The sequence below is a fragment of the Niveispirillum irakense DSM 11586 genome (genome assembly GCF_000429645.1).
Lineage (GTDB): Bacteria > Pseudomonadota > Alphaproteobacteria > Azospirillales > Azospirillaceae > Niveispirillum > Niveispirillum irakense.
This window is the reverse complement of the sequence record NZ_AUCG01000016.1, coordinates 488,723-514,044: the sequence shown is the minus strand read 5'-3', so window position 1 is coordinate 514,044 and position 25,322 is coordinate 488,723. Positions and strand designations below refer to the sequence as shown.

Here is a 25,322-nt window from a genome sequence, read left to right as displayed (position 1 = left end):
CTCCGCCCGGTACGGCTTATTTCCAGCCGGCGCGGTCCATGATCTTCAGCGCTTCGGCATTATTGCGGCCATAGACGGCGGCATTCAGGCTGTCGCGCTTGAAGTCACCCCAGGCGGCGACGACGGGATGGGCGGGAATACCGTCCACCACGGGGAATTCGTAATTGGCTTCAGCAAAGATCTGCTGCGCTTCTGCCGTGGTCAGGAATTCCAGGAACTTGATGGCGGCGTCCTTGTGCGGGGCATGTTTGGTGACCCCGGCGCCGGATATATTCACATGCGCGCCCCGGTCGCCCTGGTTGGGGAAGATCACCCCGACCTTTTCGGCCTCGGCCTTTTCCGCGTCGTTGCTGGAATTCAGCAGACGGGCCAGATAATAGGTGTTGGACACGGCGATATCCCCTTCACCGGCGGCCACCGCCTTGATCTGGTCGATATCGCCGCCCTGCGGCGGGCGGGCGAAATTCTTCACCACGCCCTGCGCCCAGGCTTCCGCCTGTTCCGGACCGTCGGCCGCGACGATGGAGCCGACCAGCGACTGGTTATAGATATTGGTGGAGCTGCGGATCAGCAGCCGGCCCTGCCATTTCGGATCGGCCAGATCCTCGTACCGGGCCAGATCCGTCGGCTGCACCTTCTCCTTATTATAGATGATGATGCGGGCGCGGGCCGACAGGCCGAACCAATGGCCTTCCGGCTCCCGATATGCCGCCGGTACCTTTTTCTCCAGCACGTCGCTGCGCACCGGCTGCAGCACGCCGGCATCCTGGGCGCGCCACAGGCGGCCGGCATCCACGGCCAGCAGCAGGTCGGCCGGGCTGTTCTGCCCTTCCGCGCGCAGCCGCTCGATCAATTCGTCATCCTTGCCTTCAATGACATTGACCAGGATGCCGGTCTTTTCCTCAAACGCGGCGAACAGCAGCTTGTCCGCATCATAATGGCGGGAGGAATAGATGTTCACCTCTTGGGGTGCCGGGGCGGCGGCCTGTTCTTCCTTTTTCTCGCCACACGCGGCCAGGGTCAGAAGGGCCGTGCCCATCATCATCCCGCCGACCAGTTTGGTAAATGCGCGCCGCGTGGGGAAAACCATCATCCAACTCCTGCCATTGATTTATGAGGGTTGCCGTTATGTCGGGGTCCGGGGGGGCTTATGTCAACCCCTCCGGTGCGAGCGATTCGCAAATACTTTTTGCCTGCCTACCTCACATGGATGTATGTCTTTGAAAAAATTAAGATTGTCTGCCTGTGTGGCTGGACAGGGCCCCTTTAAGCCATTCATAGTGCCCTACATCAAAAAGATGAAATGGGGGGTCGAATGACCAGTGAGTTAGCAATGTCAGGGGAAATACCGGTTCCGGCGCAGGGCGGGCCGGGTGACGGCACAAGGGTAGAGGTCAATGTGGCACGCGGTGCCCTGATCGGCCTGCTGCTGAAAAATCTGGTGCTGACCATCCTGACGCTGGGCATTTACCGTTTCTGGGCGCGGACCAATGTCCGTCGCCGCCTCTGGTCTTCTGTGTCGATCCAGGGGGAACCGCTGGCCTATACCGGTCGGGCCAAGGAGCTGCTGATCGGCTTTCTGCTGGCGCTGATCATTCTGGTTCCGGTCATGGGTGTGTTCGGTGTCATCTCCGCCATGACCCCGCCCAATACGCTGACGCATCTGATCGTCAATCTCGGAACGCTGGTTTTCTTCTCCTTCCTGGGGTTGATGGCCATCTATTTCGCCCGGCGCTATCTGTTGAGCCGGACGGCATGGCGCGGCATCCATGCCGGCCAGACGGGCAGCTTTACCCAGTTTATCGGGACGCATCTGAAATTCTATCTGCCCAGCGTGCTGACCCTGGGTCTGATGCTGCCCTGGTCGCAGGCGAAGGTTCACAATTACCGCGCCGGCATCACCTATTTCGGGACGGAGCAGTTCAGCGCCGACGCCAAGCCGGCAGGGCTGTGGGGCCCTTATCTGCTGGCCTGGGGGCTGGTGGCTGCGGCCTATATCGGGTTCGTCTCCTCCTTCTGGCCGCTTTTTATCTATTCCATGCAGATGCAGGCGGCGCAGGAAGCGGGGGACCCGTTGCCTCCGCTGCCCGATGACATCATGCCGGCGATGGGCGGTATGGGGGCTTTTGGCTACTTCGCCCTGCTGGTACCGGCGGCGTTGGTCTTTTTCCATTATAATTGCCGGATGTGGAGCCAGTTCATCACCAGCAGCCGGCTGGGGGCGATCAGCTTCCGGCTGTCGCTGCCGACGGCCCGCCTTCTCTACATTCCCATTGTCACGCTGGTGGTGTTGGCCGTCCTGATCGGCATTATGGTGGCGGCTTTTGCCGGGTTCACTGCCGGTGTTGATTCGGGCGATCCGGCGCAGGGGTTCACGGCCTTCCTTGTTATTGTGGCCGTGACCTTCATGTTGTTTGTCGGTCTCAACTTGGTCTCCGTCGCCTGGGTGATGGTGGAGATGATGAAGGCGGTGGGGCGCTATCTGCGGATCGACAATATCGATGCCGTGTCCGATATCTTCAATCGCGGCCGACCCGCCCCGCGCCGGGGTGAGGGGATGGCCGATGCCCTGGGCGATATCGGTATCTGATCCATGAAAATTGACGCCATTTATGAGGACAAGCCACGGGGCGTGCGCGTGCCCGTGCGCCTGTCCAGCCAGGGCGACCAGTTGGTCATCACCCGTGCCGATGGGCGGGAGTTGGACCGCTGGCCGTGGCGGGCTGTGGCGCAGGTGGAGGGCGATTTCCCCGACGGGGCCGCGCGGTATGGCCTGGCGGCTGATGCCCATGCGGCGCTTGTCGTGCAGGATGTCGCCCTTTTCCATGCCATGGCGCCGCAGGGCACCGCCCGGAAGCGCCATGGCAAGATTTTCGAGTTGCCCCTGCTGGTCTGGATCGGCGGGGCGACGGTTTCTGTTCTGCTGCTGCTGTTCGTCATCATGCCGATGCTGGCTACCATTCTGGCGCCCATGGTGCCGGATCGCTGGCAGCGCCGGATCGGTGATCAGGTTTCCAGCCTTCTGGTCACGATCCTGACAGACGAAGGTGGGGACGCAAATTGCCAGGCCCCTGCCGGGCAGGCTGCGCTGGACCGGCTTGTGGGGCGCCTGCCCCGGGCGGAGGTGCCACCCTTCCGCCTGCGCGTCATCCAGTCCAAAATCCCCAATGCCTTTGCCCTGCCGGGGCATGTGGTGGTGACGGACAGCATCCTGCGCCTTTCTCCCACGCCGGAAGCGGCCCTGGGCGTCATCGCGCATGAGGTGGGGCACATCGTCCATGGCCATTCGATGGAGCGGGTGATTCGTTACAGCCTGGCCTCCACCCTGGTCTCCATGCTGGTGGGGGATGTCGGGGGTGGCGTTCTGGCCGTCGGCGTCACACAGATGAGCGAATCCGGCTTCAGCCAGGATGAGGAGCGGGAGGCCGACGCCTATGCCGCCGATCGCCTGCTGGATGGCGGCTATTCACCGGCGGCGCTGGGCGGTTTGTTCGATGCGCTGAAGCAGGAATTGAAGCTCAAGGAAGGCCGGCTTGAAAAATGGCTGGGCTCCCATCCGCAAATCTCCGAACGGGTAGCCACCCTTGCCGCCTATCCCGCGCCGGCAAACCCGACCCCGGCTTTGACTGAGACGGAATGGAAAGCGTTACAGGCGATCTGCAAGCCGCCGGCATCGGATGCCCCGTCACCGGAAAAGACGCCGGAGCCGGCCGGGGAATAGCCCGACCGGCTTCAAGAAACACTCCCGTCTCCCATTTGTCCCATTGTAATTAAGAATGATTCGCAATATTCTCTCCCTATCAACCCGATGGATAGGGAGATGGCGAGGATGAGTGAACACGCGCCCTGGTGGCCCGATCTGGTTGCGACCGCGCCGACCGTCGGCAGCAACCCTCGCCCCGGGGAAGGGGACAGGGCCAGCCATGAAGCGCGCGCCCGCGCCCTGGCCGGGGAGATGGACGGGATGACGGTCTTCACCTTGTCCCGGCCCGAACAATTACTGCTCTGGTCCGCCCGGCGCTGGCGCCATGGCCGGTATCGCTGGGATCAGGTGGAGGCGGAATATCGCCGCCTGCTGCCAGAGGGTTGGGCCGATATTCTGCTGGCCTGGGAAGAGGCGCTGGAAGTGCTGCACGCCTATCCCACCACACGTCCCGATATCGGGAATGGCTGCATGACGGCGCTTTCCGGTGATGAACGGGCCCTGTTGACGGTGCTGGCCACCTTGCAGCATCCCCGTGCCGCGTCCGGTGATTTGCTGTTGGCACGCCTGACCACCCCGGCCATCCGCCGGGATCTGCGCCCCGCCTTGCTGGCGGTGGCCACGGGGCTGGCCCTGGGCGGGTGCAGCTTGCCCTTGCGCAGCAAGGCGCCAAACCTGTCCCCCTGGCAGCCGGCCGGCTGTTTCCGTCTGGCGGCGGGGTAAGGTCTCCCCACAGGGCCGTCAATCCGGGGCGAAGCGCGGCGTTTCATTCTCCATATCGATCACGGCGACATTGCCCAGGGTGCGTGTGCCCAGGATGCGCAGGCGCCGGTCCGGCCCGTGCAGAAAATCGGCGGGCCCTGTGATACGGGGGGCTTGCGGTTGCCCCAGCAGGAAGGGGGCCACGGCCAGCCGCAGCCGATGGAAAGCCCCGGCAGCCAGGAATTGGGTCAGGATCTGGCAGCCGCCCTCCACCATCAGGCGCCGGACACCCAGCCGGGAAAGCGCCTCCAGGATGCCGGTCGGGCCCGGGGATGACAGGGCCGCCAGATGGGCCACCCCACCCAGTTGCTGCCGCAACTCTGGCAACAGTGCTTCTTCGCACAGCACGATCCGGTCGCCCCCCTGGGCAAAAAAGCCGGACGTCGGGTCCAGAAGGCCGGATCGCGTCAGGGTCACCTTGGTCGGCTGGTCGGGCTGGCCCCGCGCACGCCGGGCCGCCACCAACTCGGGATAGCGCACGGTCAGGCGCGGTTCATCCCGCCGCACCGTGCCCGCCCCGACCAGGATCGCATCACATTCTGCCCGAAGCCGGTGCATGTCGTGGCAGTCTTCTTCGCTGGACAGGACAAGCCGGTCGCCATTGGCGGCGTCGATATGACCGTCCAGCGACATGCAGACTGACAAATGCACCCATTCCATCCGCGACCCCGCCTCTGCAACCACGCTGATAAGGTGGTGTGCTGCCCCTCGCGCGTCCACCTGTTCTTCAGCCCGGTATCCCTGCCAGGGTGCATAGGCCGGGTGGGCGCGCTTGCCGGGCGTTCAAGGGGCTGCTAAACACTCGGCACCGCTTATTATCTGTGTCGGAATATTCATGCGTTTGAATGCAGTTTTTCTTGCTGTCACTTTCATGCTGCTGCATTCACCCATGGCTGAAGCGGGAGAGCCTGTCGTCACCCGGACGGCTGGCGATGTGGCGGCTGGCGTAATCGTCTCCACCAGTGGCATCGGTCCGGAACTGGCATGGTGGCCATCCGCCCGGTGGGCGTTGCGCGCCGACACTGCCTTTTTCTATCTGGATCGCAAATTCGGCATTGCCGGGGTCCAGTATAATGGCGATGCCCGCCTGACCTCCGTCGGGGGCACGGTGGATTATTTCCCCTGGGACGACCGGGGGTGGCGGGTCAGTGTTGGCGGCCGCGCCAATTTCACGGAATTGCGGGCCAAAGGCCGGGCGCGGGAACTGGTGCGCGTTGGCCAGATTGCCCTGACCCCGGAAGAACTGGGCCTGGTGAAGGGCAGGGCATGGTTCCCACGCGCCGCCCCTTATGCCGGTATTGGTTTTACGGGGCCGGTCGGCAATGAAGGATGGCTGTCAGTCCTGGATATCGGGCTGCTCTATCAGGGAAAGCCGCGGGTACGCCTGTCCGCGGACGGTCCGGTGACGGACGATCCCCGTTTCCAGCCGGTGATCGAAATGGAAGAGCGCCGTCTGGTAAAAGAGTTGAAAAATCTCGCTTTTTACCCTGCCGTCAAATTGGGGATGCTCTACCGTTTCTAATATCAGGGCGGAATTGACGGCCTTGAAGAGGCCATTCTATCCCTTGGAAACATTGACAGCTTTCCACATCTTTTGATTTACCTCCTGCTGAATCAATTCAGGGGGCAGGTTTATGCGTTTTTCTGTCATGTCGCGTTTTGCGTCCGCGCTCTGCACCACGCTGTTTCTTCTGGCGCCGGCTGGTACCGCATTTGCGACAGAGGTAACCCTGCGTGCCGATGCCTGGTGTCCTTATAATTGCGAGCCGGGCAATCACCCTGGCTACCTGATCGAACTTGCCACCGCCGCGCTGGAAGGGGCTGGGCACAAGGTTGATTATGCCCTGATGCCCTGGACCCAGGTGCTGGAAGGCACCGCCAACGGCAAGGTCGCCGCTGCCGTGGGGGCAGTGGCCGATGAAGCGCCGTCGCTGATCTATCCCGACTTACCACTGGGCATGTCCCGCCCGACCCTGGTGGTCAACCGCAGCAAGAATATTACGGGGCTGAGTGCCGATAAGCTGGACGGGCTGAAGCAACTGCGCTTCGGCCTGATCAAGGATTATTATTACGGTGAGCGGATCAACAAATTCATCGATGCCAACAAGGACGCCCCGAACCTTGTCCAGGTCTCTGGCGATAACGTGACCGAAGACCTGGTGAATATGCTGATCGAGGGCAAGATCGACGCCCTGGTCGAAGACAGCAACGTTGTCGATTACCTGCTGGAATCCAAGGGCTACCGCAATCTGTTCGCCTATGTGCCCTTGGGCGAGCAATCAGAAGTGTCCATCGGCTTCTCCCCGAAGGATCCCAACAGCGCTACCTATGCCAAGCTGATTTCCGCCAAGCTGCTGGAAATGCGGGGTAATGGCAAGCTGGCTGAAATCCTGGGCCGTTACGGCCTGCGCGACTGGGCCAAGTAATACCGGGCTGAAGGGGCTGACTGTTTCAGGAAGCAGGCAGCAGCCCCAGCCCCTTCAACAGCCGGCCGGGCAGATGGTAGAGGGCGGGATCACCCGGTAGCACAGGTCCGGCGGCGATGGCCGCCAACCGTCCATTGCCGTCCAGCAAAAAGGGCGGGGCGGGCCGGTTACCGGCCAGATCGACCAGCAGCAAGGTCTCCGGCCCTGTGGTGTGGTACGCCGTCCGGCCATCATGGCGGGCGGTCCCCCTTCCGGGGCATAGAGCAGGGTGCCGGGGGCTGGGCTGCGGGGACGCACCGGTACTGGTTCACACGCGCACCCTTCCAGGGCCAGCAGGGCCAGCCCGCGCCCCTCATCCCGCCAGCGCAGAACCGCTTTTACCTGACGGCCATCCGGCAGGGCCGCGGTCAGGTCTGTATCGCCGTCCGGCAGGCGTCGGGCCAGATGATCATCCCGGACCAGCAGCATCCCATCGGCCAGAACCAGACCGGTCAGCCGGGCGCGGGGGGTGCGCAAGGTGACAAGGGGCCCGCCCGCCGGGGTCGGCCCGGCATCGGCTTCTTCCGTCAGGGTTTCTGGCGGCGTGGTCTCTGACTGGGCTGTGGATGCGATGGTGTCGGTGCCCTCCAGGGCGCCGGCGGACAGGGCGTCGCGGAAATCCGGCCTTTGTGCCAGCACGCGGGCGGCATCGGCCAGGGCGTTGGCCATGATCAGCAATTTGCTGTCGGTCAGGGCGGGATCGTCACTGCCGCCCGTGCCCACCGTCTCCCCTTTGAACAGCAGCCGGCCATCGCGCCGCATCTCCCAGGCCACGGTAACCTCAGCGCTGCCGGTTTCGCCGGTACGGCGGCCGAACCAGAGGTCGATCCTGCGGCACAGGTCGTAATCCAGCCCCGTCACCCGGGCCGACAGCACCGCCGCCCCGGCGGGTGGTGCCGTCCGGCCTGATTGCCCGGCCGTGCCCAGCCCGGCGGCCGCCAGCCCGTCGGCGATCCCCACGGTCAGCGCCCGTGGCCAGGAAGGGGGCTGGTTCCAGGCAATGTCATTATAGGGCGGTACACAGAGCAGACCGAACCCATAGCCGCCGATCTTGCCGCCGCGCGGCAATTCCACCCGTGCCGTGTTCAGGAAAATTCCCGGCACCCCCGTGCCTGCATCCGCGACCGCGGCAGGGGGCAGCGCCGGGGGGGCCGGATCATGGCCACAGCCAGCGGCCAACAGGGCGAACAGAAACGGCCACGCATGATTCGGTCGCAATTCAGTCCCGCCCCGACAGTTTGGTAAAGCGATCAATCGCGCCAAAATACAATTAAATCGGTGTGGCAATCCAGCCCGTGCCGCGCCAACCTTTGTCCTGCCTTGCAATCAGGTCTGGTGACAGCGGGGCTTGTGCTTGATACCAAAGCCCTATGTCGAACGATCCCGCCTCCCCCGCCCGTGCCCCGCGTCGTGCCGTTGTGGAACGCATGACGAAGGAAACCCGCATCCGTGTGTCCGTCAACCTTGATGGTACCGGCATCTACAAGGTGTCAACCGGCGTCGGTTTCCTGGACCATATGCTGGAACAATTATCCCGCCACTCCCTGATTGATCTGGAGGTGGAGGCGGAAGGCGATCTGCATATCGATTTCCACCACACGACCGAAGATAGCGGCATTGCCATCGGCGAGGCGGTGGCCAAGGCCCTGGGCGACCGGCGCGGCATCCAGCGCTATGGCGACGCGATGATCCCGATGGACGAGACGCTGACCCGTGTCGCCATCGACATGTCCAACCGCCCCTACCTGATCTGGAAGGTCCAGTTCACCCGCGACAAGCTGGGGGACATGGATACCGAACTGTTCAAGGAATGGTTCCAGGCCTTTGCCCAGGCGGCGGGTGCCACGCTGCATGTCGAAAACCTCTATGGTGAGAATAATCACCATATTGTGGAGAGCTGCTACAAGGCGCTGGCCCGCGCATTCCGTGCCGCGATCGAGATCGACCCGCGCAAGGCCGATGCCGTGCCCTCCACCAAGGGCGTGCTGGGCGGTTCGCTGTAACCTCCCCTTCTGCCCGTTCGACGAAGGTTGCGTGCCATGACCCAAACCGTCGCCCTCATCGATTACGGCTCCGGCAATCTGCGTTCCGCTGCCAAGGCTTTGGAACGTGCCGCGCTGGATGCCGGTCTGGATATGGAAATCCATGTCACCGCCGATCCGGCGAATGTCGGCAAGGCCGACCGGGTGGTGCTGCCGGGCGTGGGGGCCTTCGCGGATTGCCGCGCCGGGCTGGATGCCGTGCCAGGCATGGTGTCGGCGCTTTATGAGGCGGTGATCGTGCATCGCCGGCCCTTCCTGGGCATCTGTGTCGGTATGCAGCTCATGGCCAAGGTGGGCCGGGAACATGGCGACCATCCGGGCCTGGGCTGGCTGGATGCAGAGGTGTCGCCGCTGACGCCGACTGACCCGTCGCTGAAAATCCCGCATATGGGCTGGAACGAGTTGCGGCTGAACGCGCCGGACCATCCGGTGCTGGCCGGGCTGGGTAACGGTTCGCATGTCTATTTCGTCCATTCCTATGCCATGCGCCCGGCCGATCCGGCGGCGGTGCTGGCGGAATGTGACTATGGCGGGCCGTTCACCGCCATTGTTGGTCGTGACAACATGATCGGCACCCAGTTCCACCCGGAAAAAAGCCAGCAGGCGGGATTGAGCCTGATCGCCAATTTCCTGCGGTGGCGGCCATGACGGAGCTGTTGCCCCCGAAGACGGAAACGTCGGTGGAGTTGGTGACGGAACTGCGCCGCATCGACATGCTGGATCTGTGTGACGCGACAGAGGCGGCGATCCTGGATGGCGGCGGGTTCGGCTGGGTATCGCCGCCCGACCGCGATGTGATGGAGCGTTATTGGGGCGGGGTGCTGGCAGTGCCGGAACGGGTGCTGTTCATCGGCCGGCTGGACGGGATCGTCGCCGGTTCCGTGCAACTGATGCGCCCGACCCGCAATAATGAGGCGCAGAGCTTTGCCTGCACCCTCACCACCTCTTTCGTCGCGCCCTGGGCGCGTGGCCATGGGTTGGCGCGGTTGCTGACCCAGGCGGTGATCGACCATGGGCGCAAAGAAGGGTTCCAGCTTCTGAACCTGGATGTGCGCGACACCCAGCACGCGGCCATCCGGCTGTATGAGCGGATGGGCTTTGTGCGCTGGGGCACCCATCCCCATTATGCCCGCGCCCGCGGGCGCAGCATTGCCGGCCATTTTTATTACAAAGTTTTGCAAGAAGAAGGGGTGCAGGACACCCCGCAAGCGGGGGCCTGACGCCATGATCCTTTTTCCTGCCATCGACCTGAAGGACGGTAATGCCGTGCGCCTGCTGCGCGGTGAGATGGAACAGGCGACCATCTTCAATACCGATCCGGCCGCCCAGGCGGAAAGCTTTGCCGCGCAGGGGTATGAGTGGCTGCATCTGGTCGATCTGAATGGCGCTTTCGCCGGTCGCCCCGTCAATGGCGAGGCGGTGGATGCCATCCTGTCGCGCGTGAAGCTGCCGGTGCAGCTTGGCGGCGGCATCCGTGACCTGGCCACGATTGAAGGCTGGCTGGCCCGTGGCGTCACCCGCGTCATCCTGGGCACCGTGGCCCTGAAGGACCCGGCCCTGGTGAAGGAGGCCTGCAAGGCCTTCCCCGATCAGGTTGTGGTGGGCATTGATGCCCGTGACGGTTATGTCGCGGTGGAAGGCTGGGCCGAGCGCAGCGATATGCGTGTCCTGGATCTGGCGCTGAAGTTCGAGGATTGCGGCGTTGCCGCCATCATCTATACCGACATCAACCGTGATGGCGCCATGGGCGGCGTGAATGTGGAATCGACGGCTGATCTGGCCAGCCACCTGACCACCCCGGTCATCGCCTCGGGCGGTGTGTCCTCGCTTGCCGATCTGGCCGCCTTGAAGAAGGTGGAAGATACCGGCATCGTCGGCGTGATTTCCGGTCGCGCGCTCTATGACGGGCGCATCGATCCGGCGGCGGCGCTGGCCCTGCTGCGCGGGGAGTAAGGCGGATGCTGAAGGCGCGCATCATCCCCTGCCTGGACGTGAAGGACGGCCGCGTCGTCAAGGGCGTGAATTTCGTCGGGCTGGTGGATGCCGGTGATCCGGTGGAACAGGCCCGCCTTTATGATGCCGCCGGCGCCGACGAACTGACCTTTCTGGACATCACCGCCAGTTCCGACAATCGCGACACGATCTATGACGTGGTCCGCCGCACGGCGGAACAGGTCTTTATGCCGCTGACCGTGGGCGGCGGGGTGCGCGTGGTGGAAGATATCCGCAAGCTGCTGCTGGCGGGTGCGGACAAGGTGTCGATCAATACCGCCGCCGTCCACCGCCCCGAATTCGTGCGCGAGGGCGCGCAGAAATTTGGCTCCCAATGCATTGTCGTCGCCATCGACGCCAAGGAAGTGGAGCCGGGTCCGGACGGGGCCAAGCGCTGGGAAATCTTCACCCATGGCGGGCGTAACCGTACCGGCCTGGATGCGGTCGCCTGGGCGCGGCGCATGGCCGAATATGGGGCGGGGGAAATCCTGCTCACCTCCATGGACCGTGACGGGACCAAACAGGGTTTCAACCTGGAACTGACCCGTGCCGTGGCCGATGCCGTGCCCATCCCCGTCATCGCATCCGGCGGTGTGGGCACGCTTGATCATCTGGTGGAAGGCGTGACCCAGGGCCATGCCTCTGCCGTGCTGGCCGCCAGCATCTTCCATTTCGGCACCTATTCCATCCGTCAGGCCAAGGAACATATGGCCGCCGCCGGCATCCCGGTCAGGCTCTAACGCAAAGGCAGGTCCATGGCGGACAAGAAGGACAAGACGGCCCCTACGCCCCCGGCAGCGGGGCATGTGCTGGACGAGCTTTACCGCACCGTGCTGTCGCGCAAGGGCGGTGATCCGGAAAGCTCCCACACCGCGCGGCTTTTCTCCCGCGGGCGGGCCAAGATTGCGCAGAAGGTGGGCGAGGAGGCGGTGGAAACCGTCATCGAGGCCATGGCCGGCGACAAGGATAAGCTGGCGGCCGAATCGGCCGATCTGCTGTACCATCTGCTGGTGCTGTGGGCCGATGCCGGGCTGGACCCGGCGCAGGTTTATGCCATCCTGGAAGGACGGCGCGGCATCAGCGGCATCGCCGAGAAGAAAAGCCGCAAGCCGGACTGAACCGGACTGAACACCGGCACGGGGCGCGCGGGGAACGAGCAAGCGGAAGGAACGGCACCTTGATCTATGATCGCAACAATATCTTCGCCCGTATCCTGCGTGGGGAGATACCGTGCAAGAAGGTCTATGAAGACCAGTATGCGCTGGCCTTCCACGATATCGACCCGAAGACGCCGACCCATATCCTGGTGATCCCCAAGGGGCCTTTCGTCTCTTTCGCCGATTTCAGCGCCCAGGCAACAGAGAACGAGATTGTCGGCTTCATCCGCGCCGCCGGTCTGGTGGCACGCCAGGCTGGGCTGGATGATAGCGGCTATCGGCTGCTGGCCAATCATGGCCCGGACAGCCATCAGGAAGTGCCGCACTTCCATATCCATATCTGCGGCGGCCGCCCGCTGGGCCCGCTGCTGGCCTGACAGGCCGGGGGGCGGTGACGGCCCCCCTTTTTTTCCTCGCCCTCAGCCGGTGCGGACCCGGGCGACGAACTGTTCCACCTGACGGGACAGGGCGTCTGATTCCCCCACCAGTTCATCGGCGGCGGACAGAACATCCTCGGCCATCACCCCGGTTTCGGCCGCAGCGCGGGTGACATCGGTGATGGTGGCGCTGACATTCTGGGTGCCTGTTGCCGCCTGACTGACGGAATGGGCGATTTCCCGCGTGGCCGCCCCCTGCTGCTCTACCGCCGTGGCGATGGTGGCGACGATGCCGTTGATGCGCCCGATGGTGCCGCTGACCCCGTGGATCGCATGGGCCGCACTGCCGGCGGCGGCCTGCATGGCGGCGATCTGGCTGCCGATTTCTTCTGTCGCCTTGGCTGTCTGGGTCGCCAGCGCCTTCACTTCCGATGCCACAACGGCAAAGCCCTTGCCGGCCTCTCCGGCGCGCGCCGCCTCAATCGTGGCGTTCAGGGCCAAAAGGTTGGTCTGGCTGGCAATATCGCTGATCATGCGAACCACCTCGCCAATACGCTGGGCGGCGTCGACCAGCCCGGCCACGGTGGCATTGGATCGTTCCGCCTCTGCAACAGCCTCATCGGCAATCCCGGCACTTTCCGTCACCCGGCGGCCGATTTCGTTGATGGAGGCGGAAAGCTGCTCGGCGGCGGCGGCGACGGTGCCCACATTCTCCGCCGCCTGTTCGGCGGCACTGGCCACCTTCTCCGACTGGCGGTTGGTCTGGTCCGCTACCCCGGCCAGCCCTTGGGCGGTGCCCCGCATGCGGCCCGCCGCTCCGCCCACAGTGGCCACCACGGCCTGCATCCCGGCCTGGAACTCATCGGCCAGACGGGCAAGCTGGGCCTGCTTTTCCGCTTCCACCCGCTCTTCCATCTGCGCCTGTTCGGCCTGTATCCGTGCGGCATCGCGCATATTGCGCTGGAAGATGCCCAGGGCCTTGGCGGTGGCGCCAATCTCGTCCCGCCGGTCAGCGGCGGGCAGGGCGACATCCAGATCGCCATCGGCCAGCCGGGTCATGCTGGCGACAATGCGTTGAAGCGGCCGGGAAATGCCCATCATGCCCATGGCGATCCCCAGGGCCAAGACCAGCAGCGTACCGGACAGGCCCCCGGCCAATGTCACGGCCAGGGCGCGGTCAAACTGGGCTTCCGCCTCCTGCTTGCCCGCATCCATGGCCTCCTGCACATCCTCGGTGGTCACGGCCAGCCGGTCCAGCAGGTCAGTCAGTTTGATATCGAAACGATCAACCAGCACGGCGGCGGCCTGGTCACCCTTGTCGTCCAGCGCCAGCCGGCGGGCCTGTTCCACAATATCCATCATCCGGGCCGTATCCTGGCGGGCCAGATCAATATCGGGTTTGCGCTCCGGCAGCAGTTTTTCCACCTCAGCCAGATGGGTCAGCAACTGCTCACGTTTCAGCGCCAACTCATCCTTCATGCTTTCCAGGATGAAGCTGTCGCTTTCCGCCGCCATCATATAACCCAGGCGGCCGAGATCGGTGGCGGCTTCGCTGGCACGCAGGATGGATTTGCTGGATTCCGACCGGCCCAGCATGTTTTGAAAATGGCTGCCGACGCCGCGCATCTGTGACAGGGCGTAAAGCGAAGTGCCGATGGTGAGCAGTCCCATCAGCAGCAAAGGCAGCACCAGCTTCCAGACGATGGGCAGATTCTTCAAGGCGCGCATTTCACCTCCCCGGTTCTCCGGCGTTCCCTTGCCCCGCATGGACTGGAAACACGCTTTCTTTTTGAAGGCTATCTTGCGTGATTCTCCAAAGGGAGCCAAGGGAGCTGAAGAGGATTTTTTAATAAATTTATGTATGTGGAAATCATGTTACATGTAGAAGATGGTATATTTATATGTCTTTTCCGAGAATTTGTTAAAGAATACTTATCCATATTACGTAGTTGATCTTGAAAATATCAGTAAGAATTTTGATATGGTTGATGGTCAATTGCCAATCAAACGAAAATCATCACAGTGAAGAATTGTTTCAAATGAAATTATAAGTATCCATCGCGCGCAGCATGAATGGATTTCCACTTACTTTCCGTCCAGGGCAGGTGAGGATTTCCACTGCGTCAGGTGCCTGCGGCAACCGCCGGATACGGAAAAAGGGCGCCTGCCGGTTGGCAGGCGCCCTTCAATCAGCAGCGATACTGGTGTGGAGAGGCGATCAGCCGCGCAGGGATGCGCCGGTTGCCTTGGCGACGGCAGCCACCACCTTGGCGGCCACAGCCTCGATCTCCGCGTCGGTCAGGGTCTTGTCCTGGGGCTGCAGGGTGACCGTCAACGCCACGGATTTGAAGCCCGGTTCCACGCCCTTGCCTTCATAGATGTCAAACAGGCTGACATCGGTGATCAGCACCTTGTCCGCACCCTTCGCGGCCTTGACCAGCTTGTCCGACTCGGTAGCGGACGGCACCAGGAAGGCGAAATCGCGCTGCACCGGCTGCAGGGGCGACAGGACCAGCAGCGGCTTGGCGGTGCCGCCCTTCTTCTTCGGTGCCGGGATGGCATCCAGGAACAGCTCAAACGCCACGACCGGGCCTTCCACATCCATCGCTTCCAGCAGCGACGGGTGCAGTTCCCCGAAGCGGCCCAGCACGGTGGGGCCCAGGCGCAGGGCGCCGGAACGACCGGGATGGTACCAGCCGGGTGCGTCGCGGGTGACGCTCAGGTTGGTGACCGGGGCGCCGGCGGCTTCCAGGATGGCGATGGCATCGGCCTTGGCGTCGAACGCATCGACGGCGCGTTCACCCTTGGCCCAGTTGCGCGGCACGGCGGCCCCGGCGCGCACGCCGGCCAGCACCATGTCCTGGCCCTTCTCGCTGCCATCGCGGAAGGCGGCCCCGGCCTCGAACAGGGCGACATCGGGGAAGCCCTTGGCGGCATTGCGCCCGATGGCGGCGACCAGGGTGGAAAGGATGCTGGGGCGCATCACGGCCAGATCGGCACTGATCGGGTTGACCAGCCGCAGTTCCGGCTTGTCGCCATCGAACAGGGCGGCGACCTTGGGGTCGATGAAGGACCAGGTGACGGCTTCCAGCAGCCCGCGCGATGCGGCAGCGCGGCGGGCAATGCCGACACGGCGCTGCCCGGCGGTCAGGCCCGGCTTGGTGATACCCTCGTCCCGCGGCAGGGAGGTTGCCGGGATCTTGTCGAACCCATGGACGCGCAGCACCTCTTCCACCAGATCGGCTTCGCCCTCTACATCGCGGCGCCAGGACGGCACGGTGCAGGACAGCAGCCCGTCGGCCTCCGTGACGGTGAAGCCCAGGGTTTCCAGGATGCGGCGCTGTTCGGCAACCGGCACATCCACCCCACCCAAGGCGGCCACGCGGGCCGGACGCAGGGTGAGGGTGCGCTGCCATGCCGGCTCGGCCCCGGCCAGCGTGATGCTGCCGGCGGTGCCGCCGCACAGTTCCAGGATCAGGGCGGTGGCGCGTTCCACGCTATCGGTCAGGTTGGCCGGGTCCACCCCGCGCTCAAACCGGTAGCGGGCATCGCTGTCGATCTGCAGGGCGCGGCCAGCCTCGGCGATGCGCACCGGCTCAAAGGTCGCCACTTCCAGCACCACATCCGTGGTGTCGGCATCAGCGCCCGTCTTCTCACCGCCCATCACGCCGGCCAGGCTGATCATGGCGGCATCGTCATAGATGCCAATCAGGCCGGCGGGCGTGGAATATTCCTTGCCGTTCAGGGCCAGCAGCGTATCGCCTTCACCCGTCGGCTTAAGGGTGATGGCGCCGGTCAGCTTGGCGGCGTCGAACACATGCAGCGGCCGGCACTGGTCCAGGCTGAAGAAATTGGTGATGTCGACCAGGGCGCTGATCGGGCGCAGGCCCACGGACAGCAGCCGGTCGGCCAGCCATTTCGGGCTGGGGCCGTTCTTCACGCCGCGGATCAGGCGGAAGGCGATCTGCGGGCAGCCGGGGTGGGACAGGTTCACCGTCAACGGGCTATCGAAGCCGGGGGCGACGGGCGTGGCCGGCAGCGGCTTCAGCGTGCCCAGGCCGGCGGCTGCCAGGTCGCGGGCAATGCCGTGCACGCCGGCGCAATCCACCCGGTCGGGCGTCAGGGCGATCTCGATCACCGGGTCGGACAGGCCGCGCCAATCGGCGAAGGAACCGCCAATGGGGGCATCGTCCGGCAGTTCGATGATGCCATTATGTTCGTCCGACAACAGCAATTCGCGTTCCGAACACATCATGCCGCGGCTTTCCACGCCGCGGATGCTGCCGATGGACAGGGTGTCGCCGGAAACCGGGATCACCGCGCCGGGGCTGGCGAACACGACCTTGATGCCGGCGCGCGCATTGGGGGCGCCGCAGACCACCTGCACCGGCTCGCCGGCACCGGTATCCACCATGCACAGGCGCAACTTGTCGGCATTGGGGTGCTTTTCCGCCGAGACGACATGGGCGATGCGGAAGGGTGCCAGCGCCTTGCCGCGGTCTTCCACCCCTTCAACCTCCAGGCCAAGGGCGGTCAGCTTTTCCGTGATCTGGTCCAGATCGGCGTCGGTATCCAGATGCGTCTTCAGCCAGGAGAGGGTGAACTTCATGGGGAGGCAGACCGTTTTCTAGAATCTTGGGCGGCGCGGCCAGCCAGCGCGGGCGGCCGGAGGGCCATCAATATCCGCATCATCCCGCCAGATCAACGACCGACCCGGCGCAAACACACGCAGGCCAGCCCAGCACCCGCGAAAGGACGGGTGGCAGAGGGAGGTTGATTTTGGAAGGGGAGGGAGATGATGGCTGGGGCGGGAGGATTCGAACCTCCGCATGGCGGTACCAAAAACCGCTGCCTTACCGCTTGGCGACGCCCCAGCATCATAGGCCCGACTGGCGGGCGGCGCGCACCATAATCAAAAAGATCAGCCATTGCAATGGTGCTGAATTGGGAAAAATCATGCGGGGAATGGGGGGCTTCCGGGGCTGGTCGCCACAATCTTTCATGCTAGGCTGACGATATACCCCCAAGGTCTTGTGTTGGAGGCCCGGCGATGTGCCGGCAGCGTATAAATCCGTCCCCTTCGCCCGGCACCGGCACCCGCCGCTTCCGCGCCACCCTTCTGGCTGCCAGCCTGTTGCTGGCGCTGCCGTTGCCCACTTTGCCGGCTGCGGCCAATACAGCACCGGCCAAGCCGAGCGTGGCCAAACCGGTGGTGCAGAAACCCACGGTCAAGAAGCCGGTGGTGAAGAAGCCCGCCCCGGTAGCCAAGCCGAAATCAAAAGTGGCGCCGCCCAAATCTTCTGCGCCGGCCAGTGTGGCGGGGCAGGTGGCGGCGGTGACGGCCACGGGGCTGGCGCTGGGCACCCTGGCAGCACCGGCCCTGCCGCGCGATGCCGATCAGGGCGTGCGCAACCTGGAGCAACAGGCCCGCCAGGGCGATGTCGAAGCGCAGATGGCGCTGGCCGAACATTTTGCCTCCGGCACCCCGCCGGCGGATGGGGATATGCGCCGCGCCCTTTACTGGTACGGGCAGGCAGCGGCCAAGGGTGATGCCGATGCCTGCTGGACGCTGGCGGAGTTGTTCCGCGGCGATCTGGGCGTGACGCCGGACCTGCAGCAGACAGCCTCCTGGTACACAAAGGCCGCCGAGTTGGGCCATGCGGAAGCGGCCTTCGATCTGGGCCTGCTATATATGGACGGGGAGGGGGTGGAGCCTGACCCCGTGCGCGCCGCCGGCTGGTTTGAACAGGCGGCCGATGCCGGTATTGCGCGCGCCTTCTTCATGCTGGGCACGCTGTATGAGCAGGGCGTGGATGGCGCCCCCGATCCGGAGAGCGCTGCCGGCTGGTATCAGCGCGCCGCCGATGGGGGCGATGTCAACGCAAGGGTGGCGCTGCAACGGCTGGCGGCGGGCCAGCCCAATGTGGCCCTGACCGATGGCCCGCCGCCCGGCATGCTGGGTGGCCCGCCGGGCGGGCAGCAGCGGCGACCGGCCACCACGGCCCCTGCCACCACAAGCAATGCAGCCCCTGCCGCTGTTGCCGACCGGCCGGTACCCGTGGATCAGGCCGGGGTGAAGGAAATCCAGACCCTGCTGATTCGCCAGGGCTATCACAAGGGCAAGCCGGATGGCCTTCTGGGCAAGCGCACCAGTGCCGCCATCCGCGCCTATCAGAAGGCCAAGGGGCTGAAGGTGGATGGCACCGCCAGCCAGGCCCTGCTGGAAAGGCTGCGGCGGGGATAGGGGCGCTGGCCTGTCCCTATCCCCGTCGCTTCCGGCGGGTCAGTACCAGGGCTGGGCCAGCCCTTCCTGTTCAAAGGCGCGAATCACGGCTGGCAATGCGGCCGTGCGTGCGGCATGGGCACCGATATTGGGCAGGCTGCGCGGCGGATTATCTGCGAAATTGCGGCCCCAGCGGACCAGCATCAGCAGCATGAAATCGACAATCCCTGGTCGATCTCCCACCAGCCAGCGGCGTCCGTCCAACTCCCGCTCGATCACGGCGAACAGTTCCTTTACCCGCGCCTCGGCGGCGGCCTTCACCGACGGGGCATGGGCTGGGTCTGTTACCTGCCGTTCCGGATAATAATAGGCCAGATAGGCCACCTGGACGCTGTTGGTCAGATGCACCAGCCATTGATAGGCCAGCGCCCGATCGATGCTGCCGGGCGGGGGCAGCAGGCCTGCCTCCGGATGGCTGTCGGCCAGATGCAGCAGAATGGCCGCCGTTTCAAACACGGGCTGTGCGCCATCCAGCAGCGTAGGGATGCGGCCGGTCGGGTTCAGCCGGCGATAGGCATCCCCTTCATGTTCCCCCGCCGCCGTGTCCACCCGGACAAAGCGGTAGAGGGCACCAATGGTTTCCAGCGCCATGTGCGGGGCCAGATTGGCCATGCCGGCATTGCCGTACAGGGTATAGATCGCCATCACCTTCTCTTTGCATCCATGGGATCGACGGGCCCGCTTTTACGTTGTTTCCGGGGGCAATGGTACGGTTTGATAATACCGGCAAACGGGGAAGACAGGTGGGCAGCGCGTGGTGACGGACAGGCAGGCGACGGGGGATCAACGGTCGCCCCGATGGCAGTGGAAGTGGCCGGGCTGGGGCCGCATGGCACGGATAGGGGCCTGGACTGTGGCCGGGCTGGTCGGCTTCAGCCTGATCTGGGTGATGGCCTATGCCATCCTGCCGGTCCCCGGCACGCCGCTGATGGTGATTCGCACCTTCCAGGGCCAGGGCTGGGAAAAGGACTGGCAGTCGCTGGAGAAGATCTCCCCCGATCTCGTCCGCGCCGTGATTTCAGCCGAAGATACCCGCTTCTGCGCCCATGCCGGTGTGGATTGGGGCGCGGTTGAACAGGCACTGGCCCGCAATGAACAGGGCGGCACCTTGCGCGGCGGCAGCACCATCAGCCAGCAGGTGGCGAAGAACGCCTTTCTCTGGCCGGACCGGAGCTGGACCCGCAAGGGGATCGAATTCTGGTTCACGCTGCTGGTCGAAAATATCTGGTCCAAACGGCGGATCGCCGAAATTTACCTGAATGTGGTGGAATGGGCGCCGGGTGTTTATGGGGCGGAAGCGGCGGCACGGCACTGGTTCAACAAGCCCGCCCAGGACCTGACCGCGCGGGAGGCGGCCTTGCTGGCCGCCATCCTGCCGAGCCCCTTGAAATGGAAAGCCAACCCGCCCGGCCGCTACGTCGCCTCGCGCGCCGGCACGCTGCAAAAGCGGATGGAAATCGTGCGTCGTGACGGGCTGGCGGACTGCGTGCTGGGGGAGTAGGCCGTAACGGCCAGCCATTTTGATTTTCACATACGATATCGTGGACCGGGAAGAGGTCTGCCCAATTGGCAAGCCGGTGGGCTGAGGGGCTTTTGTTGAAGGTTGGGGATTATCCCTAAGAGACTGTCCAAGAGCTTTCACTTCTTTTCCAATCTTTTAACCGTCATTCCCGCGAGGGCGGGAACCCAAAGTCCGCGCTATTGTATGGCTTCCCGCCTTCGCGGGAATGAAGGTGGAGAAAGGCCGAAGTTTCGAAAGGAAGAATAACTTTCCGGACAGACACCAACCGTAACCTCTCTCCGCTCCCGTCACCCATGCTGCGGCCGGGGTCCAGTTTCGTAGAGTAAAGCGTCTGTGGCCCTGGACCCCGGCCGCAGCATGGGTGACGGTGAAGGGGGTACAAACCGTGACAGTCCGCACCCCCACCCATCAAACGTCCAGGTTGGCCACCTTCAGCGCGTTGTCCTGGATGAAGGCGCGGCGGGGTTCCACCACGTCGCCCATCAGGGTGCTGAACACGTCTTCAGCCTCGTCGGCATGGTTGACCTTGACCTGCAGCAGCGACCGGTTCACCGGGTCCAGGGTGGTTTCCCACAACTGGTCGGGGTTCATCTCGCCCAGGCCCTTATAGCGCTGGATGGTCATGCCGTGGCGGCCATGCTCGATCACCCCATCAAACAGGGAGGTCGGGCCGGTGACCAGACGCAGATCCTTCAGCCGGTGGCGCAGCGTGGCGGCCTTGTCATAGGTGGCGGACAGGGTGTCCTGCATGGCATCCAGGCGGCGGGCTTCCGCGCTTTTCAGCAGGTCGCCATCCAGCATATGGCGGTGGGTAACGCCGCGCCGGGTGCGGGAGATCAGGATGCCATCAACTGTGGCATCCCCTTGCCAGCCGCCGGATGTGGCATCCGTGGCCATGGCATCGCCAGATGCCTGTGCCCGCCGCCGGGCCAGTTCATTCAGCCGTTCCGCCAATTGGCGGGCCAGGTCGATGGCGCGCGGCGTATCATCCAGCAGCTTGGCCGAAAGGGCACCCAGGATGGCGGCCTGTTCCACCACATCGCGGTTGCCGGCCTTGCGGGCGAGCGTCTGGATGGCGGACCGGGCGGCACGCGCCTGTTCCACCAGCCCGCGCAGATCATCACCACCGCGCTGGCTCTCATCCTGGCCGACCAGATAGACATCATCCGTGCCCTGGCCGATCAGGTAATCTTCCAGCGCCCGGTCATCTTTCAGATACCGCTCCTTCGCGGTGCCGCGCTTCACCCGGTAAAGCGGCGGCTGGGCGATGTAGAGATAGCCCTTCTCAATCACCTCCGGCATCTGCCGGTAGAAGAAGGTCAGCAGCAGGGTGCGGATATGGGCGCCGTCAACGTCGGCGTCCGTCATGATGATGATCTTGTGGTAGCGCGTCTTTTCGATATTGAACTCATCGCGCCCGATGCCGGTGCCCAAGGCGGCAATCAGCGTGCCGATTTCGGCTGAGGACAGCATCTTGTCAAAGCGCGCCCGCTCCACATTCAATATCTTGCCGCGCAGCGGCAGGATGGCCTGATTCTGGCGCGAACGGCCCTGCTTGGCCGAACCACCGGCCGAGTCGCCCTCCACGATGAACAGTTCGGAGAGTGCCGGATCGCGTTCCTGGCAGTCGGCCAGCTTGCCGGGCAGGCTGGCCATATCCAGCGCGCCCTTGCGGCGGGTCAGTTCGCGCGCCTTGCGGGCGGCTTCACGGGCAGCGGCGGCTTCCACCACCTTACCCACAATCTTGCGGGCATCGGCGGGATGTTCTTCAAACCAAGTGGACAGCGCGTCGGCGCAGATGGCTTCCACCACCGGGCGCACTTCCGACGAAACCAGCTTGTCCTTGGTCTGGCTGGAGAATTTCGGGTCCGGCACCTTGACGGAGATGATGCAGGTGAGGCCTTCGCGCATATCGTCGCCCGACAGCGCCACCTTCTCCTTCTTCAGGATGCCGCTTTCTTCCGCATACTTATTGACCGTGCGGGTCAAGGCGGCGCGGAAGCCGGCCAGATGGGTGCCGCCATCGCGCTGTGGGATGTTGTTGGTGAAACACAGCGTCGTCTCGTGATAGCTGTCGTTCCACTGCAACGACACTTCCACGCCAATGCCGACGCCCATCTCCGTGGCGCGCTCCCCCTTGGCATAGATGCCGGGCTTGTGCAGCGGGGTCTTGGACCGGTCCAGGTAAGCGACGAACGCTTCCAGCCCGCCCTCATAGAACAGCTCAACCGTCTTCGGCTCCACCCCGCGCGCGTCCGTGAACAGGATCAGCACGCCGGAATTCAGGAAGGCCAGTTCGCGCAGACGATGTTCCAGGGTCTGGAAATCAAATTCCGTCTTGGTGAAGGTACCCTTCGACGGCAGGAAAGTGACTTCCGTGCCGGTCAGGTGGCGGCCCTTGCGCGGGCCTTCCGCCACCACGGGCGCCTCGCCCACATCGGCCAGCGGGGCCACGGCATCGCCGTGGGAGAAACGCATTTCCCAGACCCGGCCCTGGCGCCAGATGCGCAGGTCTAGGATTTCCGACAGGGCGTTCACGACGGAAACACCCACACCATGCAGGCCGCCGGACACCTTGTAGCTGTTCTGGTCGAACTTACCGCCGGCATGAAGCTGGGTCATGATGACCTCTGCCGCCGACACGCCTTCTTCCTTGTGGATATCCACCGGGATGCCGCGCCCATTGTCGCGCACCGTCACCGACCCATCGGCATTCAGCCGCACTTCCACCTTGTCGGCATGGCCGGCCAATGCCTCGTCAATGGCATTGTCCACCACCTCATAGACCATGTGGTGCAGGCCGGACCCGTCATCGGTATCACCGATATACATGCCGGGGCGTTTGCGCACCGCATCCAGGCCTTTCAGGACCTTGATGGAACTGGCGCCATACTCCTCCGACTGCTGCGGGGCCATGGGTTCGTTGGGGGGGAGATCAGTCTGGGTCATGGTCGCGGAGTTTATCAGAAAGGGCGCAAAAAGAGGGGTAAAAGCGTATTCAGCCTACGGAATTTCCGCATGGCTTCCACCAGTTTACCGCCTGCATGGTCGTTGACCATACAGGCGGTCCTCAATCGCCGGCGCGGCCCGTCCGGGCCGCTTGGCTTGCGCGCGCATGGGCGCGCGGGCGCTCAACGCGCCAACCTTGTGATGATTAGCGAAACTAATCATCACAAGGGATCAACTGCGATTGGGCAACCCGGATATGGTTGGCGCGCCCCCCCAGTGGGCGGAAGATTTCCGCATCCGTGCCGGTCATCCAGGCTTGCGCGCCGGTGGCTAGAATCTCATCGAACAGGGCCTGTCGGCGGCCCTCGTCCAGATGGGCCGCCACCTCATCCAGCAGCAGCAGGGGCGGGGTGCCGGTTTCGGCCTTCATCAGCCGCGCATTGGCCAGCACGATGGCGATCAGCAGGGCCTTCTGTTCGCCGGTGCTGCCCAGGTCGGCAGGCATGTTCTTGGCGCGGTAGGTGACGGCAAGGTCGGATTTATGCGGGCCAATGCCGGCACCGCCGGCCACGGCATCCACCCGCCGCCCTTCCGCCAGGGCGCGGCGGAAAGCCTCTTCGGCTTCCAGCGCCGGGCGATCCGCCAGCAAATCGTCAATGGCGCCTGCCATGCGGATGCCGGGTGCGGGGAAGGGGCCGACGCCCTGGGAGGCGGCGGCTTCCAGCCGGTGGGACATCTCCGCCCGCGCCGCCGCCACGGCGATGCCGGTTTCCACCATCTGGTCTTCCAGGGCCGATAGCCAGGAAGGATCGACGGGACCGTCACGCAGGATGCGGGCGCGTTCGCGCAGGGCATTTTCATATTTGGTCAACCGCCCAGCATGACCGGGGTCGAAGCCGAACACCAGCCGGTCCAGGAAGCGCCGGCGGCCCGATGCCGCCTCCTGGAACAGCCGGTCCATCTGCGGCGTCAGCCAGACCACGGCGACATGGTTGGCCAGCGCGATCTGGCCCTTGGCCGGGCGGCCATCAATATGCACCAGCCGCCGCTCACTCTCCCCGCCGGCTGGATCACGCCCGGTGCCGATTTCCACCGGCCCCAGCGGGGTCTGCACCTGGGCGGCGATGGCCCAGCCGGGGCCGCCGGTCCAGTCGGCGGCGTGGCTGTCGCCGATGCGCTCGGCGTCCGAAATCTTGGCCCGGCGCATCCCGCGCCCAGGCGCCAGAAAGCTGACCGCTTCCAGCAGGTTGGTCTTGCCGGCCCCGTTTTCTCCCGTCAGCACAACAGGCCGCGCATCACATTCCAGCCGGGCAGAGGCGTAGGAACGGAAGCGCGTCAGGGTCAGGCGGGTGACGGCGAGGGTGGGGTGGGTCAAGATGAAACGCCGCGAATGCAAATGATCGGGGGCATGTCCGCATCCGACAATCGCAGCCACGCCTTGTCGCTGGTGAAAGCGGGGGCCTGCCGTTGCAGCGCCAGCGCCAGACAGGCCCGGTCGCCCAGAGACAGGCCGGCCTTACGCGTTGGCTCCCGCAAAGCGGCTGCGCGGACGGCCTGATCGGTATCGAAATCGATAATCTCTATGCCCAACCCCAGGATCACATCGCGTGCATTTGCCGGCGGGATGCCGCGCTCCACCAGTTTCGTCAGCGCCTCGGTGAAGTTTACCGCAGACATGACAGCGGCAGGCAGGATGGCTTCCACCTGTTCGGCCCCCGGCTCCCGCAGCAGAAAGGCCAGCAGGGCGGAACAATCCAGCACAGGATTACTCATGATCGGCGGCGGCCCGGCGTTCGGCGATCACCTCATCGGCCAAGCTAACGCCTTCGGGCACGAATTGGCGGACATAATCCTGTGCCCGCTTTATCGCCACGGCAATCGGCTCCAGAATCACCACCCCATCTACAAGCCGTGCGACCACCGGCCCCCCTTCCGGAATCCCCATGGCAGTGCGCATCCCGGCGGGGATAACCACGCGCCCATTCGGGGCGACCGTCAGGTTGGCTTGCGTGATGGCGGGCATGGCAGGGTTCCTTGGTGTCACATTCACAGAATCTGACATTGCAGCCA

At 64.3% G+C, this 25,322-nt stretch carries 24 protein-coding genes and 1 tRNA gene; 14 read left to right on the top strand and 11 right to left on the bottom strand.

All coding sequences use genetic code 11. The annotated features are described in order from the left end of the window. Nucleotides 1-16: 16 nt before the first annotated feature. Nucleotides 17-1,093 carry a Fe(3+) ABC transporter substrate-binding protein gene (locus G473_RS0105900; protein ID WP_245579996.1) on the bottom strand — a complete coding sequence of 359 codons (1,077 nt, stop codon included), beginning with the start codon at nt 1,091-1,093 and terminating at the stop codon, nt 17-19. Between the two features lie 222 nt (nt 1,094-1,315). On the opposite strand from G473_RS0105900, the gene G473_RS29025 reads away from it, so the two are divergent. From G473_RS29025 to G473_RS0105885, 3 genes are all read left to right on the top strand, one after another. Next, nucleotides 1,316-2,590 carry a DUF898 family protein gene (locus G473_RS29025; protein WP_161630947.1) on the top strand — a complete coding sequence of 425 codons (1,275 nt, stop codon included), beginning with the start codon at nt 1,316-1,318 and terminating at the stop codon, nt 2,588-2,590. A 3-nt stretch (nt 2,591-2,593) separates the two neighbouring features. Beyond that, a complete protein-coding gene (locus G473_RS0105890) occupies nt 2,594-3,721 on the top strand; it encodes a M48 family metallopeptidase (protein ID WP_029012347.1) in 1,128 nt (375 codons plus the stop codon). A gap of 108 nt (nt 3,722-3,829) precedes the next feature. Then, complete coding sequence (locus G473_RS0105885) at nt 3,830-4,426, top strand: hypothetical protein (RefSeq protein ID WP_029012346.1); 597 nt, start codon at nt 3,830-3,832, stop codon at nt 4,424-4,426. Nucleotides 4,427-4,444: 18 nt separating this feature from the next. Here G473_RS0105885 and G473_RS25280 read toward each other — a convergent pair whose 3' ends face one another. Next, nucleotides 4,445-5,116, bottom strand: coding sequence for a RibD family protein (locus tag G473_RS25280; protein WP_210163228.1), 672 nt, complete (start codon nt 5,114-5,116; stop codon nt 4,445-4,447). Nucleotides 5,117-5,300: 184 nt separating this feature from the next. Between G473_RS25280 and G473_RS0105875 the strand changes: the two genes are divergently transcribed. Next, nucleotides 5,301-5,987, top strand: coding sequence for a hypothetical protein (locus tag G473_RS0105875; protein WP_029012345.1), 687 nt, complete (start codon nt 5,301-5,303; stop codon nt 5,985-5,987). Between the two features lie 112 nt (nt 5,988-6,099). Continuing rightward, nucleotides 6,100-6,891: a substrate-binding periplasmic protein gene (locus tag G473_RS0105870; RefSeq protein WP_029012344.1), complete on the top strand. Its 792-nt coding sequence runs from the start codon at nt 6,100-6,102 to the stop codon at nt 6,889-6,891. 54 nt (nt 6,892-6,945) lie between these two features. On the opposite strand, the gene G473_RS0105865 is transcribed toward G473_RS0105870, so the two are convergent. Continuing rightward, nucleotides 6,946-8,148 (bottom strand): trypsin-like peptidase domain-containing protein, encoded by a 1,203-nt coding sequence (locus tag G473_RS0105865; RefSeq protein ID WP_029012343.1) that lies wholly within the window; start codon nt 8,146-8,148, stop codon nt 6,946-6,948. A 152-nt stretch (nt 8,149-8,300) separates the two neighbouring features. Between G473_RS0105865 and hisB the strand changes: the two genes are divergently transcribed. Genes hisB through G473_RS0105830 form a run of 7 tightly spaced genes read left to right on the top strand, consistent with a single transcriptional unit; the run spans nt 8,301 to nt 12,498 of the window. After that, complete coding sequence (gene hisB / locus G473_RS0105860; RefSeq protein WP_051329919.1) at nt 8,301-8,933, top strand: imidazoleglycerol-phosphate dehydratase HisB; 633 nt, start codon at nt 8,301-8,303, stop codon at nt 8,931-8,933. Nucleotides 8,934-8,969: 36 nt separating this feature from the next. Continuing rightward, nucleotides 8,970-9,620: an imidazole glycerol phosphate synthase subunit HisH gene (gene hisH, locus G473_RS0105855; protein WP_029012341.1), complete on the top strand. Its 651-nt coding sequence runs from the start codon at nt 8,970-8,972 to the stop codon at nt 9,618-9,620. Then, nucleotides 9,617-10,192, top strand: coding sequence for a GNAT family N-acetyltransferase (locus G473_RS0105850; RefSeq protein ID WP_029012340.1), 576 nt, complete (start codon nt 9,617-9,619; stop codon nt 10,190-10,192). Before hisH ends, G473_RS0105850 begins: the two co-directional genes overlap by 4 nt. Nucleotides 10,193-10,196: 4 nt before the next feature. Continuing rightward, the gene (hisA, locus tag G473_RS0105845) at nt 10,197-10,925 is read left to right on the top strand and encodes a 1-(5-phosphoribosyl)-5-[(5-phosphoribosylamino)methylideneamino]imidazole-4-carboxamide isomerase (RefSeq protein WP_029012339.1); all 729 of its coding nucleotides are present in this window, start codon (nt 10,197-10,199) and stop codon (nt 10,923-10,925) included. Nucleotides 10,926-10,930: 5 nt separating this feature from the next. After that, nucleotides 10,931-11,704, top strand: coding sequence for an imidazole glycerol phosphate synthase subunit HisF (gene hisF / locus G473_RS0105840; RefSeq protein ID WP_029012338.1), 774 nt, complete (start codon nt 10,931-10,933; stop codon nt 11,702-11,704). Nucleotides 11,705-11,719: 15 nt separating this feature from the next. Beyond that, nucleotides 11,720-12,082, top strand: coding sequence for a phosphoribosyl-ATP diphosphatase (locus G473_RS0105835; RefSeq protein WP_029012337.1), 363 nt, complete (start codon nt 11,720-11,722; stop codon nt 12,080-12,082). A 59-nt stretch (nt 12,083-12,141) separates the two neighbouring features. Then, complete coding sequence (locus G473_RS0105830; RefSeq protein ID WP_029012336.1) at nt 12,142-12,498, top strand: HIT domain-containing protein; 357 nt, start codon at nt 12,142-12,144, stop codon at nt 12,496-12,498. A gap of 42 nt (nt 12,499-12,540) precedes the next feature. Here G473_RS0105830 and G473_RS0105825 read toward each other — a convergent pair whose 3' ends face one another. The 3 genes from G473_RS0105825 to G473_RS0105815 form a co-directional block, all read right to left on the bottom strand. After that, nucleotides 12,541-14,226, bottom strand: coding sequence for a methyl-accepting chemotaxis protein (locus tag G473_RS0105825; RefSeq protein ID WP_029012335.1), 1,686 nt, complete (start codon nt 14,224-14,226; stop codon nt 12,541-12,543). Nucleotides 14,227-14,716: 490 nt separating this feature from the next. After that, a complete protein-coding gene (pheT, locus tag G473_RS0105820) occupies nt 14,717-17,107 on the bottom strand; it encodes a phenylalanine--tRNA ligase subunit beta (protein WP_029012334.1) in 2,391 nt (796 codons plus the stop codon). Between the two features lie 190 nt (nt 17,108-17,297). Beyond that, nucleotides 17,298-17,372: transfer RNA gene (locus G473_RS0105815), tRNA-Gln, on the bottom strand. A gap of 176 nt (nt 17,373-17,548) precedes the next feature. Here G473_RS0105815 and G473_RS0105810 point away from each other — a divergent pair. Next, complete coding sequence (locus G473_RS0105810; RefSeq protein WP_029012333.1) at nt 17,549-18,742, top strand: peptidoglycan-binding protein; 1,194 nt, start codon at nt 17,549-17,551, stop codon at nt 18,740-18,742. A gap of 39 nt (nt 18,743-18,781) precedes the next feature. Here G473_RS0105810 and G473_RS0105805 read toward each other — a convergent pair whose 3' ends face one another. After that, nucleotides 18,782-19,426: a glutathione S-transferase family protein gene (locus G473_RS0105805; RefSeq protein ID WP_245579995.1), complete on the bottom strand. Its 645-nt coding sequence runs from the start codon at nt 19,424-19,426 to the stop codon at nt 18,782-18,784. A gap of 184 nt (nt 19,427-19,610) precedes the next feature. Between G473_RS0105805 and mtgA the strand changes: the two genes are divergently transcribed. After that, nucleotides 19,611-20,282 (top strand): monofunctional biosynthetic peptidoglycan transglycosylase, encoded by a 672-nt coding sequence (gene mtgA / locus G473_RS0105800; protein WP_029012331.1) that lies wholly within the window; start codon nt 19,611-19,613, stop codon nt 20,280-20,282. A 429-nt stretch (nt 20,283-20,711) separates the two neighbouring features. Here the strand turns inward: mtgA and gyrB are convergent, their stop codons facing one another. From gyrB to G473_RS0105780, 4 genes are all read right to left on the bottom strand, one after another. Continuing rightward, a complete protein-coding gene (gene gyrB, locus G473_RS0105795) occupies nt 20,712-23,252 on the bottom strand; it encodes a DNA topoisomerase (ATP-hydrolyzing) subunit B (RefSeq protein WP_029012330.1) in 2,541 nt (846 codons plus the stop codon). Between the two features lie 214 nt (nt 23,253-23,466). Continuing rightward, on the bottom strand, nt 23,467-24,630 hold the full coding sequence (recF, locus tag G473_RS0105790) for a DNA replication/repair protein RecF (RefSeq protein ID WP_029012329.1): 1,164 nt from the start codon (nt 24,628-24,630) through the stop codon (nt 23,467-23,469). Next, nucleotides 24,624-25,025, bottom strand: coding sequence for a type II toxin-antitoxin system VapC family toxin (locus tag G473_RS0105785; RefSeq protein WP_035705430.1), 402 nt, complete (start codon nt 25,023-25,025; stop codon nt 24,624-24,626). The genes recF and G473_RS0105785 overlap by 7 nt, the downstream gene beginning before the upstream one ends. After that, complete coding sequence (locus G473_RS0105780) at nt 25,018-25,275, bottom strand: AbrB/MazE/SpoVT family DNA-binding domain-containing protein (RefSeq protein WP_051329918.1); 258 nt, start codon at nt 25,273-25,275, stop codon at nt 25,018-25,020. The genes G473_RS0105785 and G473_RS0105780 overlap by 8 nt, the downstream gene beginning before the upstream one ends. Between the last annotated feature and the right edge of the window lie 47 nt (nt 25,276-25,322).

What these genes read in the sequence shown, in the direction of transcription:
- G473_RS0105900 (WP_245579996.1), bottom strand. Translation starts at nt 1,093, where the DNA reads ATGATGGTTTTCCCCACGCGGCGCGCATTTACCAAACTGGTCGGCGGG.
- G473_RS29025 (WP_161630947.1), top strand. Translation starts at nt 1,316, where the DNA reads ATGACCAGTGAGTTAGCAATGTCAGGGGAAATACCGGTTCCGGCGCAG.
- G473_RS0105890 (WP_029012347.1), top strand. Translation starts at nt 2,594, where the DNA reads ATGAAAATTGACGCCATTTATGAGGACAAGCCACGGGGCGTGCGCGTG.
- G473_RS0105885 (WP_029012346.1), top strand. Translation starts at nt 3,830, where the DNA reads ATGAGTGAACACGCGCCCTGGTGGCCCGATCTGGTTGCGACCGCGCCG.
- G473_RS0105875 (WP_029012345.1), top strand. Translation starts at nt 5,301, where the DNA reads ATGCGTTTGAATGCAGTTTTTCTTGCTGTCACTTTCATGCTGCTGCAT.
- G473_RS0105870 (WP_029012344.1), top strand. Translation starts at nt 6,100, where the DNA reads ATGCGTTTTTCTGTCATGTCGCGTTTTGCGTCCGCGCTCTGCACCACG.
- hisB (WP_051329919.1), top strand. Translation starts at nt 8,301, where the DNA reads ATGTCGAACGATCCCGCCTCCCCCGCCCGTGCCCCGCGTCGTGCCGTT.
- hisH (WP_029012341.1), top strand. Translation starts at nt 8,970, where the DNA reads ATGACCCAAACCGTCGCCCTCATCGATTACGGCTCCGGCAATCTGCGT.
- G473_RS0105850 (WP_029012340.1), top strand. Translation starts at nt 9,617, where the DNA reads ATGACGGAGCTGTTGCCCCCGAAGACGGAAACGTCGGTGGAGTTGGTG.
- hisA (WP_029012339.1), top strand. Translation starts at nt 10,197, where the DNA reads ATGATCCTTTTTCCTGCCATCGACCTGAAGGACGGTAATGCCGTGCGC.
- hisF (WP_029012338.1), top strand. Translation starts at nt 10,931, where the DNA reads ATGCTGAAGGCGCGCATCATCCCCTGCCTGGACGTGAAGGACGGCCGC.
- G473_RS0105835 (WP_029012337.1), top strand. Translation starts at nt 11,720, where the DNA reads ATGGCGGACAAGAAGGACAAGACGGCCCCTACGCCCCCGGCAGCGGGG.
- G473_RS0105825 (WP_029012335.1), bottom strand. Translation starts at nt 14,226, where the DNA reads ATGCGCGCCTTGAAGAATCTGCCCATCGTCTGGAAGCTGGTGCTGCCT.
- pheT (WP_029012334.1), bottom strand. Translation starts at nt 17,107, where the DNA reads ATGAAGTTCACCCTCTCCTGGCTGAAGACGCATCTGGATACCGACGCC.
- G473_RS0105810 (WP_029012333.1), top strand. Translation starts at nt 17,549, where the DNA reads ATGTGCCGGCAGCGTATAAATCCGTCCCCTTCGCCCGGCACCGGCACC.
- G473_RS0105805 (WP_245579995.1), bottom strand. Translation starts at nt 19,426, where the DNA reads ATGGCGATCTATACCCTGTACGGCAATGCCGGCATGGCCAATCTGGCC.
- mtgA (WP_029012331.1), top strand. Translation starts at nt 19,611, where the DNA reads ATGGCACGGATAGGGGCCTGGACTGTGGCCGGGCTGGTCGGCTTCAGC.
- gyrB (WP_029012330.1), bottom strand. Translation starts at nt 23,252, where the DNA reads ATGACCCAGACTGATCTCCCCCCCAACGAACCCATGGCCCCGCAGCAG.
- G473_RS0105785 (WP_035705430.1), bottom strand. Translation starts at nt 25,025, where the DNA reads ATGAGTAATCCTGTGCTGGATTGTTCCGCCCTGCTGGCCTTTCTGCTG.
- G473_RS0105780 (WP_051329918.1), bottom strand. Translation starts at nt 25,275, where the DNA reads ATGCCCGCCATCACGCAAGCCAACCTGACGGTCGCCCCGAATGGGCGC.